The organism is Streptomyces canus, assembly GCF_001514145.1.
Classification (GTDB): Bacteria; Actinomycetota; Actinomycetes; order Streptomycetales; family Streptomycetaceae; genus Streptomyces; species Streptomyces canus.
In genome coordinates, this window is sequence record NZ_KQ948678.1 from 16,527 (window position 1) to 28,475 (window position 11,949).

9 protein-coding genes are annotated in these 11,949 nt (G+C 69.7%); 5 read left to right on the forward strand and 4 right to left on the reverse strand.

Annotation, left to right across the window (positions count from 1 at the left end; all coding sequences use genetic code 11):
• The first annotated feature begins 711 nt into the window (after positions 1-711).
• The 4 genes from AQJ46_RS44875 to AQJ46_RS44890 all read left to right on the forward strand — a co-directional run bounded on the left by AQJ46_RS44875 (position 712) and on the right by AQJ46_RS44890 (position 4,931).
• Positions 712-2,007: an extracellular solute-binding protein gene (locus AQJ46_RS44875; RefSeq protein ID WP_059211133.1), complete on the forward strand. Its 1,296-nt coding sequence runs from the start codon at positions 712-714 to the stop codon at positions 2,005-2,007.
• Positions 2,008-2,013: 6 nt separating this feature from the next.
• Positions 2,014-3,012 carry a carbohydrate ABC transporter permease gene (locus AQJ46_RS44880; protein ID WP_059211134.1) on the forward strand — a complete coding sequence of 333 codons (999 nt, stop codon included), beginning with the start codon at positions 2,014-2,016 and terminating at the stop codon, positions 3,010-3,012.
• A gap of 65 nt (positions 3,013-3,077) precedes the next feature.
• Positions 3,078-3,842: a carbohydrate ABC transporter permease gene (locus AQJ46_RS44885; protein ID WP_404828531.1), complete on the forward strand. Its 765-nt coding sequence runs from the start codon at positions 3,078-3,080 to the stop codon at positions 3,840-3,842.
• A gap of 54 nt (positions 3,843-3,896) precedes the next feature.
• Positions 3,897-4,931 carry an endo-1,4-beta-xylanase gene (locus tag AQJ46_RS44890; protein ID WP_059211136.1) on the forward strand — a complete coding sequence of 345 codons (1,035 nt, stop codon included), beginning with the start codon at positions 3,897-3,899 and terminating at the stop codon, positions 4,929-4,931.
• Between the two features lie 707 nt (positions 4,932-5,638).
• Here the strand turns inward: AQJ46_RS44890 and AQJ46_RS44895 are convergent.
• From AQJ46_RS44895 to AQJ46_RS44905, 3 genes are all read right to left on the reverse strand, one after another.
• Positions 5,639-6,676 (reverse strand): LacI family DNA-binding transcriptional regulator, encoded by a 1,038-nt coding sequence (locus tag AQJ46_RS44895; RefSeq protein ID WP_059211137.1) that lies wholly within the window; start codon positions 6,674-6,676, stop codon positions 5,639-5,641.
• A gap of 178 nt (positions 6,677-6,854) precedes the next feature.
• Positions 6,855-7,049 carry a DUF5999 family protein gene (locus AQJ46_RS44900; RefSeq protein WP_057610513.1) on the reverse strand — a complete coding sequence of 65 codons (195 nt, stop codon included), beginning with the start codon at positions 7,047-7,049 and terminating at the stop codon, positions 6,855-6,857.
• Between the two features lie 389 nt (positions 7,050-7,438).
• Positions 7,439-8,005 carry a hypothetical protein gene (locus AQJ46_RS44905; protein WP_059211138.1) on the reverse strand — a complete coding sequence of 189 codons (567 nt, stop codon included), beginning with the start codon at positions 8,003-8,005 and terminating at the stop codon, positions 7,439-7,441.
• Between the two features lie 526 nt (positions 8,006-8,531).
• Here AQJ46_RS44905 and AQJ46_RS44910 point away from each other — a divergent pair.
• The gene (locus AQJ46_RS44910; RefSeq protein WP_059211139.1) at positions 8,532-10,049 is read left to right on the forward strand and encodes a glutamate-cysteine ligase family protein; all 1,518 of its coding nucleotides are present in this window, start codon (positions 8,532-8,534) and stop codon (positions 10,047-10,049) included.
• A gap of 21 nt (positions 10,050-10,070) precedes the next feature.
• Here the strand turns inward: AQJ46_RS44910 and AQJ46_RS44915 are convergent, their stop codons facing one another.
• Positions 10,071-11,852 carry a substrate-binding and VWA domain-containing protein gene (locus AQJ46_RS44915; RefSeq protein WP_059211140.1) on the reverse strand — a complete coding sequence of 594 codons (1,782 nt, stop codon included), beginning with the start codon at positions 11,850-11,852 and terminating at the stop codon, positions 10,071-10,073.
• Positions 11,853-11,949: the final 97 nt, after the last annotated feature.

An 11,949-nucleotide genomic window follows, 5' to 3' on the forward strand; every position in this document is an offset into this window, starting at 1 on the left:
CGTTGCCGTAAGGGGGCCGCCAAAGATTATCCTCGTACGGTCCTTCCGTAAGGTTCGCCCAATAGATCGAATGTTTCGGTGGAATGGAGGGACCGAAGCGCATACGGACGTAAGGCAGCCCGGTGATCGGCGGCTTCCACCCGGATCCCGGAATCTGCCAGTGGGCGGGGGTTGGAGGGGCGGCGGGCGGCAGCGTCCTCGGTCGGGCAGGGTGGCGCTGCGACAGGCTCCGTGAGGGCCCCGCACCGCGACGCCGAGATGCCGGGGAGAGGCGAGCGGGATCGCCCGGATCGGGCCGGTGCGGCAGTTCCTCGCGAGGCGTGCCCGTCGAGGAGGAGCCGCCCGCCCTGACCGTCAGATCGGCACCGGCCGTCTGCTGCCCTCAACGGGCCTGCAGCAGCCGTGCATTTGCGTCCCCGACCTGCTCGTCCTCGGCGCCGGCGGTGTCTCTTCAGCCGAGCGCGACGACCGCCGTCTCTCCCCGCAGGGGGTGGAGGGCTTCACCGGGCCGGGCGATCGGCATGGCGTCAGCGAGGGCGCCGTGGCCTTCGACTGGTTCGACTCCTCAACATTCCCTGTGCACAAGGGGTTGCCACCGTTTGGCAGCTGTCTCTAGGGTGCGGCAGCAGCGAAGCTTTCTGGATCAACTCCGAAACTTTCGGACCGCAGGACGGACAAGGACGGCTCCGTCCCGTACCCAAGGAGCGCATCATGGGCGACCCGGCACTGTCCCGCCGTGGCTTTCTGGCGGCATCCGCCGCGGCCGGTCTGGGCATGACGACACTGACCGGCTGTGGCGGCGACTCGGACGGAGGATCGTCCGACGGGACGACCACGGTGGAGTGGTGGAACATCTCCACCACCGAGCCGGCGAAGAGTGTCTGGGCGGCCCTCGCCAAGAAGTTCGAGGCCGCGAACCCCAAGGTCAAGATAAAGATCGTCCAGCTGGAGAACGACGCCTACAAGTCGAAGATGACGGCGCTGACCGCCTCCGGGAAGCTCCCCGACATCTTCCACACCTGGGGCGGCGGCGTCCTCAAGCAGCAGGTCGACGCGGGGCTCGTCGAGGACCTGACCGACCGGACCAAGCCGTGGGCCGACGGTCTGCTGAAGGTCACCAAGGAGCCGTACATCCTCGACGACAAGGTCTACGGCATCCCGTTCGACATGGGCATGATCGGGTTCTGGTACAACAAGGCGCTCTTCAAGCAGGCCGGCGTCAGCGAGCCGCCCACCACCTGGGGCGGGTTCCTGGAGGCCGTGAGCAAGCTGAAGTCCAAGAACATCACGCCCATCGCCCTCGCGGGCAAGGAGAAGTGGCCCGGCATGTACTACTGGGCGTACCTCGCGATGCGCACCGCCGGCATCGACGCCCTCCAAAAGGCCAGTGAGGACAAGGACTTCACCGCTGCCGGGTTCGTCCAGGCAGGCCGGCACCTCAAGGAACTCGTGGACCTCCAGCCCTTCCAGAAGGGGTTCCTCAACGCCGCCTACTCCACCCCCACCGGCCAGGCGGCCGCCGTCGGCAACGGCAAGGCGGCCATGGAACTCATGGGCCAGTGGGCGCCGGCCGTTCAGGCCGACTCCGGCAAGGGCCTCGGCAACGACCTGGGCTTCTTCCCCTTCCCTGCGGTCGAGGGCGGCAAGGGTGCCATCACCGAGGTGTTCGGCGGAGGCGGCGGACACGCCCTGCGCCGGGGTGCCCCGCAGGCGGCGGTCGACTTCCTGAAGTTCTTCGCCTCCGAGGCCACCGAGCTGGAACTGGTCAAGAAGACCAGCATCCTTCCCGTGCTCCCGAACGCGGAGAAGGCCATGACCGACCCCAACCTCAAGCTCGTACAGGCGCAGTTGAAGGCCGCCACCGGCTTCCAGCTCTATCTCGACCAGGCGTACGCGCCCGCCGTGGGCCAGGAGGTCAACGACAGCGTGGCCGCGCTGATCGCCGGCTCCAAGTCCCCGGAACAGGTCGCCCAGTCGATCACGCAGACCGCGAAGGAAGAGCAGTAGCCCGCGATGACCTCCACGTTCCTCGCAGACAAGCGGAGCGGTCCGGGCACCGATCTCCCGCCCCCGGAATCGGTCAGGGCCCGGGGGCGGGGCCGGCGGCGCGTCATGCACTGGCTGACCGCGGTCAGTTTCCAACTGCCCGCCCTGGTGCTGTTCATCGGCATGGTCCTGCTGCCGATGCTGTTCGCGCTGTACGCCGCCTTCTTCCGCTGGGGCGGCTTCGGCATGCCCTCCGACTACGTCGGCACGGACAACTTCACCCAGCTCTTCGACAACCCCGTTTTCCTGGGCGACCTGTGGCGCTGCCTCGTCCTGGTCGTGCTGTCCCTCGCGTTCCAACTGCCGTTCGCGCTCGCCATGGCGGTCCTGCTCAACCAGAAACTGCGCGGCAGAGCCGTCTACCGGATGCTGTTCTTCGCGCCCTACGTCCTGTCCGAGGCGATCACCGGCGTGCTGTTCAGCATGGTCTTCGCCCCGGACTCCGGACTCGCCGACCACATCTTCGGCGCGGTCGGCCTGGACGGCGTGGGCGGGCTGTGGTTCGCCGATCCCTCCTACGTCATGGCGACGCTCTTCCTGGTCATGATGTGGAAGTACTTCGGCTTCCACATGATGCTCTACCTGGCCGGACTCCAGTCCATCCCACGGGAGTTGACCGAGGCGGCCCTCATCGACGGTGCCGGCGCCTGGCAGCGGTTCCGCAACGTCACCCTGCCGCTCCTCGCGCCCACCCTGCGGATCAGCATCTTCCTGTCCGTCATCGGTTCGATCCAGCTCTTCGACCTGGTGTGGGTGGTCACCCAGGGCGGCCCCGACCACCACTCCGAGACCATGGCCGTGACCATGTTCCAGTACGGCTTCAAGCGCTACCAGGTCGGCTACGCCAGCGCGATCAGCGTCGTCATGTTCGGCATCTGCCTCGTCTTCGCCCTCGCCTACCAGCGGTTCGTGCTCCGCCGCGACCTCGAAGGGGCCACCACGACGATGAGGGGGGACGGCAAGTGACCGCCCGCAAGACCACCGCACGGACCCTGCCCCTGCACGTGATCCTCGTCGCCGTCGGCGCGGTGATGGTCGTACCCCTGGTGTACGCCGTCCTGTCCGGGTTCAAGTCCACCGACGAGCTCTCCAGCAACCCCTTCGGACTGCCGGACCACTGGCGGACGGGCAACTACACCGACATCCTGGCCGGCGGGGACTTCTGGCGGCTGCTCGGCAGCAGCACGCTGATCGCCGTCGGTACGACCGTGTTGGTGGTCGCCGCCTCCGCGCTGGCCGCGTTCTCCTTCGCGCGGTTCGCCTTCCGGGGACGGGAGGCGCTGTTCACACTCTTCACGATGGGGCTGATGTTCCCCTTCGCGGTGGCGGTGCTGCCGCTGTTCCTGTTGCTGCGCTCGCTCGGTCTGCTGGACAACCCGCTGGGCGTGATCCTGCCGCAGGCCGCCTTCGGGCTGCCGATGACGATCATCATCCTGCGCGCCTTCTTCCGGGAGATCCCCGGGGAGTTGGAGGAGGCGGCCACTCTCGACGGGTGCAGCCCGTTCGGGTTCTTCTGGCGCGTCCTGCTGCCGATGGCACGGCCCGCGCTCGGCACCGTCTCGGTGCTGGCGGTCGTCACCAGCTGGAACAACTTCATGCTGCCGCTGCTGGTGTTCACCGACAACACGTGGTGGACGCTCCCCATCGGTGTGCAGCAGTTCCAGGGCCAGTACTCCGCGGAGTACGCCCGCGTCTTCGCCTATCTCGTCCTGGCGATGGTTCCCGCCCTCGCCTTCTACTCGGTCGCCGAGCGCCAGCTCGTCGGCGGCCTCACCGCCGGTGCCACGAAGGGCTGACCCCGGCGCTTCGAAAAGTACGGCTCACCCCGCCCGCACGTGAGGAGTCGCACCATGCGCAAGAACCGTCTCAGACTCGCCGGAGTCCTGGCCGCAGTGGTGGTCGCGGCCACCGCTCCCACCGCCCAGGCCCACGGCAAACCGGCCACCCTCGCCGACCTCGCCCAGCGTCACGGCCGCTACTTCGGCAGCGCCACCGACAATCCCGAACTCGTCGACGAGCCGTACAAGAAGATCCTCGGCAGCGAGTTCGACCAGATCACGCCGGGCAACGGCATGAAGTGGTATGCCACCGAACCCGAGCAGGGGGTCTTCGACTGGACCAACGGCGACGAGATCGTGAACCTCGCCCGCGCGAACCACCAGAAGGTGCGCGGCCACACCCTCGTGTGGCACAGCCAGTTGCCCGACTGGATCACCTCGCGCGAGTGGACGGCGGCCGAGCTGCGGCCCGTCCTGAAGAAGCACATCCAGACCGAGGTGCGGCACTACCGGGGCAAGGTCTTCGCCTGGGACGTCGTCAACGAGGCCTTCAACGAGGACGGCACCTACCGCGAGACCGTCTTCTACAAGACCCTCGGCCCCGGCTACATCGCCGACGCCCTGCGCTGGGCCCGACAGGCCGACCCCAAGGTCAAGCTCTACCTCAACGACTACAACATCGAGGGGATCGGGGCGAAGAGCGACGCCTACTACACCCTGGCCAAGGAGCTGAAGGCGCAGGGCGTCCCGCTCGACGGCATCGGTCTCCAGGCCCACCTGGCGCTCCAGTACGGCTATCCGACCACGCTGGAGGACAACCTCCGCCGCTTCTCCAAGCTGGGCCTCGACACCGCGCTCACCGAGGTCGACATCCGGATGATCCTGCCCGCGACCGAGGAGAAACTGGCCCAACAGGCACAGTGGTACGCCGACTTGACCGATGCCTGTCTCGCGGTGCGCCGGTGTGTCGGGATCACCATCTGGGACTACACCGACAAGTACAGCTGGATACCCGCCTTCTTCGAGGGCCAGGGGGCCGCGCTGCCCTGGGACGAGCAGCTCCAGCCGAAGCCGGCGTACTACGCGATCCGGGCGGCGCTGAAGTAGGGGGCGGCGGGGACTGCGGCGACTCCCGTCGGCTCGTCGACGGCCGCTGCAGCCGGGCCCTGACCGGAGAACCCCGCTCCGGGCGACTCGGATCGGCCGCGCTGGTGGCCGACTTGGGGAGCCAGGGCGCCACCTGCCGGGGCCGCGGTGGGCCGGCCACCGGGGCGCCGTCGACAGGGACGGCGGGACACGCTCCCGGCCCACCTCCCTGGGGGCCTCTCTCCGAGACCGGGACCGCTTCGCCGGCGGGAGGGTCGCCTCTGACGGTGCACCCGAGGGCCTGACCTGCGGGTCCGGCCGGTGGTGCGGGTCAGCGGGCGTGCTCGAGCCCGGGTGGGCGACCTGATCCACCGGCGGGTGGCCCGGTGGTGCGGGGTCCAACGGGCGTGCTCGCGTCTGCCGGGTGGGCGGCCTGATCCACCGGCGGGCTGTGGTCCGTCAAGGGATGGCCCGGTGGTGCGTGCTCGCGGTAGGTGATCTCGCGTCTGCTGGGAGGGCGCCTGATCCACCGGCGGGCTGTGGGTCGTCAGCGGGTGGCCCGGTGGTGCGGGGTCCAACGGGCGTGCTCGCGTCTGCCGCGAGGAAAGGCCTGACCCCACGCACGGGCCGTGGGTCGTCAGCGGGTGGTGGCCCGGTGGTGCGGGTCCGGCGGGCGTGCGCGCGTCTGTCGGGTGGGCGGCTTGACCCACCTGACGGGCCGTGGTCCGTCAGCGGATGACCGGTGGTGCGGTGCTCGATCGCACCACCAGTTCCGTGCCCAGCTCCACGCGCGGTGAGTCCGGGCGTTCACCGCGGGCCAGTTCGAGGACCGTGCGGGCGGCCAGCTTGCCCATGTCGGCGAGCGGCTGGCGGACGGTCGTCAGCGGAGGTGCCGACCAGCGGACTTCCGGAAGGTCGTCGAAGCCCACCAGACTCATGTCCTCCGGCACCCTCAGCCCGCGTCTCCTCAGCGCCTCGATCGCGCCGAGGGCCATCTGGTCGCTGGCCGCGAAGACGGCGGTCGGCGGCTCGGGCAGCTCCAGGAGCTTCTCGCAGCCGGCGAAGCCGGACTCCGGGTGGAAGTCGCCGGGTACGACCAGGGACTCGTCGAGGGTGAGCCCCGCACCCTCGAGAGCGGCGCGGTAGCCGTCGTAGCGCGCCCGCGAGCACAGCAGCCGGGGCGGCCCTGCGATCAGGCCGATCCTGAGGTGGCCCAGCGACAGCAGATGCTCGGTGGCCGCGAGCCCTCCCGACCAGTTGGCGGCGCCGATGGTGGGCGCGTCCAGTGCGGGGGAGCCGGCCGGGTCGACGACCACCAGCGGGACGCCCAGGGCGCGCAGCTCGTCGTGGAGGACCATGTCCAGCGCCGAGGTGACGAGAACGACCCCGTCGGAGGCGCGGGCGCGCAGATTGCGCATCCACTCGCGTGCAGCGCCCGAGCGGCCGTGGATCGCGGAGACGACGGTGCCGACGCCCTCCGCGTGGGCGACCTCCTCGACACCGCGGATGATCTCCACGGCCCAGGGGCTGTCGAGGTCGTTGAAGACCAGGTCGAGCAGGGCGGCGCGGGTGCCGGGGGCCGCGGGGCGCTTGCGGTAGCCGTACTTCTGGAGCAGCTCCTCGACGCGGGCGCGGGTGCGCGGGGACACGTCCGACCGGCCGTTGACCACCCGGGACACCGTCGGCACCGAGACTCCGGCCTGCCGGGCGATCTCCGTGATGGTGACCTTGCCCCGGGGCTCGGCGCCGGCCTTGCCTGCTGTCACTTGCCCACCTCCGCGTACAAGCCTCGAAACTTCCAGGAGTCTTCCGGAAAAGTGGGGTCATATACAAGGCGTCACAGGGAGTGATCGCCGTGGGACATGCGTCGGGGCCGGTGCACAGACAGCCGCTGCGAGCCGGCCCCTCAGATCTCCGGGCGATACGGCGACCGCCCGGGCGTTTTCAGGCGGCCGCCACCGCGAGCGGGCGGTGCGGGGCGATGACCCGGCCGTCGGGCAGGAGCTCACCGGTGTCCTCGAAGAGCAGAACGCCGTTGCACAGCAGGCTCCAGCCCTGCTCCGGGTGGTGCGCCACGAGGCGGGCGGACTCCCGGTCGGCGGAGGCGGCGGTGGGACACGGTGGCTGGTGCTGGCACATTGGTGGGATCTTTCGCTGTGTTGTGGTCATGACGTCCCCCGTTGCGATAACTCAGTCGGAACCCAGTGTTGCCCTACGGGCGTCAATCCGCAGGTATTTCGCATCACCACTTCTTCACAGGTTGGAGACGCGTCACCCGGCCGGACGGTTCATCCCAACTGCACTGTCCCTTCGGATGGTTCGCAGTGGCCGGAAAGGGCTAGTCCACCTGGAGTCCGGCCCGGGTTCGGCTCGTCCGAGCAATTGTGCGCTCGTACGAGCAAATGGTCTTCTGTGCGATCCCTGGGGATTGTGTACGACCCTAATGGCACCGGAAACAAAGCCGTACCCCGCTACCCGGAATTCGGGGCGGGGTACGAGGGGCGTGGGCGATACGCGCGGACGAGGTTTCAGGCGGGCGAGCCCAGCAGTGGGGCCGGAGTCACCCGGTGGGCCAGTACCGGGAGCAGCTCGGCTGCCCGGTGCGGGCGGTGGGCGGCGATGCCGGGCGGAGCCGGTGCCAGGGGGACGAGCAGGTCGGTGGCGGCGAGGCGGCCGGTGGCGGCGTCCGCCGCGCAGTCGCCGTGCAGCCAGAGCGCGAGCATGTACAGGCCCGGGATCGACAGCAGACGCGGCTGGTACGGCTGCTGCATCACCTCGGCCTGACGCAGTGCCCGCTCGGTGGACGCGATGTAGGGGCCCTCGAAGAAGTGCGAGAACGCCCAGCCGTCCGGGGTCAGCATGGTCTCGGCCGCGGCCACCGAGCGATCGCCGCAGCGGATCAGGAAACGCCACCCGGTCAGCCGGGTGGCGTTCCCGTCCAGGACGTGTACGGGTAGCGGGAGCTCGGGTGTGACGGGTCCCTGGGCGCGGAGCAGGGAGGGGGTCCGGGCCTCGCGTACCGCGGTGGGCGAGGCGAGTGCGGTGAGGACGGAGCGAAGTGCTGGGGCGGGAGCCGGGGGGACATGCAGCGGCATGGTGGGTCGCCTCTCATTCGACAGGCACGGTGGCGCGAGGGCGGGGGCGGACGGCGCTGTCAGCTCACGAAGGTCAGAGAGGCGGGGGCCGGGGTCCGGTGACGCGGATGCGGATGAGGACTGCGGTACGTCACCTGACGGCAGGATCCAGGACCGCGGGTGCCAACCCTCTGCCTTGTTCGCGAAGTTTATACGACATGTGTTCAGACAGTGTTTCGTCTAGCCGCTTCCAGCGCGCGGGGCAAGGGGCCATTCGGTCGGTGATACGCGAGAATGATCCCGATACCGTGACTCTTCGCGGGCGGTGACCTCGGGAAATGCTCGGGAAGTGGTCGGCCAATTTTCGTCGGCGTTTTTCACGAGTTCTTCGGGGCACTCGAAACTGCTGAGTGCTCCATGCCGAGTGAATGTGCCACCGGTCACTTCCGACAGGGTAGCGCGCTCGGGGCCGACGCGGGACGTTACCGATCGTTCCGGCTGGGCATCATCCCACCTGACTCATGACGCATCGAGGAGGGACCCTTCGATGGGGGAGAAGGTCGTGGCAGGCCGGTTCGACCTGTCCGATCGCCAGCGCTACCGCGACAAGCTCCGCAGGTGCCTGACGGGGCTGGAGCGGCTCCTGGCGGAGCAGCGGTTCGATCGTCCCCAGAACCTGATGGGGCTGGAGATCGAATTGAATCTGGTCGGCGCCGACGGTATGCCGAGAATGCTGAATGGAGAGGTCCTCGAACGCATCGCAAGCCGAGATTTCCAAACAGAACTCGCCATGTTCAACCTGGAAGTCAACATAGCCCCACACAGGTTGGGTGGCAGGGTATTCGACCGGCTCGCCGAGGAACTGCGGACCTCGCTGGCGTATGCCGACCGCAAAGCGGGCGAGGTCGACGCGGGAATCGTGATGATCGGCATTCTGCCCACCCTCGACCGGGACGACCTGGTCTCCTCCAACCTGTCCGACGTCGACCGCTACACCCTCCTCAACGACCAGATCGTGGCCGCCCGCGGTGAGGACTTCATCCTCGACATCGACGGGGTGGAACGCCTCACCTGCACGTCGAAGTCGATCGCCCCGGAGGCCGCCTGCACCTCCGTGCAACTGCACCTCCAGGTCACGCCGGGGCGTTTCGCCGACGTGTGGAACGCCGCGCAGGCGGTGGCCGGCGTGCAGATAGCCGTCGGTGCCAACTCGCCCTTCCTCTTCGGGCGTGAGCTGTGGTGCGAGTCCCGCCCGCCGCTCTTCCAGCAGTCCACGGACACCCGTCCGCCCGAGCTGCAGGCCCAGGGGGTGCGGCCGCGCACCTGGTTCGGCGAGCGGTGGATCTCCTCGGCGTACGACCTCTTCGAGGAGAACCTGCGCTACTTCCCGGCCCTGCTGCCGATCTGCGACGAGGAGGACCCGCTGGAGGTCCTCGACCAGGGCGGAGTGCCCTCCCTCGCCGAGCTCGTCCTGCACAACGGCACGGTGTACCGCTGGAACCGGCCCGTCTACGGCATCGCCGACGGCGTCCCGCACCTGCGCGTCGAGAACCGCGTGCTGCCCGCCGGCCCCACCATCACGGACGTCATCGCCAACGCGGCCTTCTACTACGGCCTCGTCCGCGCCCTCGCCGAGGAGCCGCGGCCGGTGTGGACCAGGCTGCCCTTCGAGGCGGCCGCGGCCAACTTCGACGCGGCCTGCCGGTACGGCATCGACGCGCGCATGGTCTGGCCCCGGCGCGGTCGCCACGGCGGCACGGTCGAGGTCGACGCGGTGACCCTCGTACGCGACGAACTGCTGCCGCTCGCCGACGCGGGCCTCGCCGGGTGGGGCGTCGAGCCCGCCGACCGGGACCTCTACCTCGGGGTGATCGAGGAGCGGTGCCGGCGCCGGGCCAACGGGGCGTCCTGGCAGACCGCGACGTTCCACCGGGCACTGGAGGCGGGACTGTCGCGGGACGCGGCACTGGCGGCCACGACACGGCGGTACGGCGAGCTCATGCACCAGGGAGAGCCGGTGCACACCTGGCCGGTGGGGCTGCCGGAGCCGGTGCCGCTGGGGTGAGGGCCTGGGTGAGGCGCGGAGTCAGTCGCCGGCGCTGCCGCCCTGGGCGCCCGCGGCCACGATCGCCTTCAGGATCACCGTGTGGATCTGGGCGGGGTCGTTGACCTGTTGGCCGGAGCCGCCGGTGGCCTCGGCGAGCTGTTCGGCCTCCGCGCGGTCGGCGTCGGGGCCCACCGCGATCACGATCAGGGGGACCGGACGTTCGGGGCTGGAGAGTTTCTCCAGTTCGGAGACCAACGCTCCGCGCGAGATGCTGCCGGGGTCCTGGTTGACGCCGTCGGTCAGGACGACCAGCGCGTTGAACTTGCCCTCGGCGTAGGAGGAGGTCGCCGACTTGTAAGCGGCGAGCGTGGTGTCGTACAACCCCGTCGCTCCGCCCGGCACCGGCTCCAGACCGCCGAACGCCGCGGACAGCCGCTCTCGTTGGGTGCCGGTCCCGTCCGCGCTGTCGCCCAGACGGTCCGTCGGCACCAGGACCTTGTAGTCCTTGTCGCCGTCGAGCTTGGTGGAGAACTCCCACAGGCCGATCTCGTCCTCCTGGGTGAAGGTCGCGAGCGCCTGGAGGAGGGACGCCTTGGTGACGTCCATCCGGGAGCGGCCGGTGCCCGGCACGGCCTCCGACATGGAGGACGACGCGTCCACGACCGTGGTGATCCGCGCACTCTGCACGGTGATCGTCCAGGTGCCGAGGGCCTCCTGGAGCGCCGCCGCAGAGGCGGGCTCCCCGGCGGGTTCCGCATACGGCTGCGGCACCTCGCCACCGGCCTTCGCGACCAGCGTCTTCGACACCTGGTCGTCGGAGGTGCGGAACCCCCGGTCCGTCAGCAGCTGTTCCTGCTCGGGCTTGCGCAGGTATGTCATGAACCGGATCGCCGCGCGGCTCTCGTCGGTGGTCAGCCGTGTCTCGTCGACCAGCGCGTAGGGATAGTCCAGGCGCGGTGAGCCATCCTTGGGATAGAAGAAGTCCAGGCCGTGCCCGGACTCCGCCGAGGAGTTGTGGGCGAAGGCCGCCTGCTCGGACAGGACCAGCGCCTGATTGCGCTTCGGATTGCCCTGCTCGGTGCCCGAGGCGTCCCGCGGCAGGGTCTCCACGAGCTGGCCGTCGCTGTCGGAGATGCGCTGGGAGAGCGTCTTCATCATGGCCGCGGCCTGCGTCTCCCCGCCCGCGGCCTTCCCCGCCGCACTCGTGAGCCGGGTGAGGGCGAGCAGCCCGGTCGCGCTGCGCGCGGGGTCGGCGGCGCCCAGCTTGAGGGAGTCGTCCCGCAGGGTGGCGCCCGCCAGTTCGAGCCAGCCGTACGTCTTCTTCGGCCAGCCCAGTGACTTCGCGGCGGCCGGCACCATCGCCATCCCGACCGGGCTGGAGGCCACGTTGCCGACCCGGGCCACCTCCGTCGCGTCGCTGTCCGCGGAGATCTGCTCCACCCACACGTCCGAGTCCGGCACCCATACCTGCACGCCGGGGTCCTTGCCGGCCGCGAGCGTGTCCCTGACCTTGTACGACTCGCGCGCGGTCACGGTGATGTCGACGCAGCGTCCGTCGGAGGTGAGGCTCTCGTCGCGGGCCCGCTCGGCAGCGCTGCGCAGGGCGGGGGCGACGTCGGGGGAGGCGGCGAGCTCGAGCCGTACCGCATCGTCCCGGCAGGAGGAGCCGAAGGAGAGCAGACCGCCCTGGACGGCGGCGGCCGTCCCGCCGGCGACGGTCAGGACGAGGGCCGTCGCGATGGCCACGGTACGGCGGCGCGCGCGTGGGCGGGGGTCGCTGCCGCCCGCCCCATACTGATCGGGCAAGCTGTGACGTCCCATGGCGGTGGTGCCCTCCCCTGTCGATTTCCGTGCCGGCACGGCCGTATACGGCAGGAAAGAGGGAGGCACGCCCCCGTACGGCGTCCGTCCCCCCGAC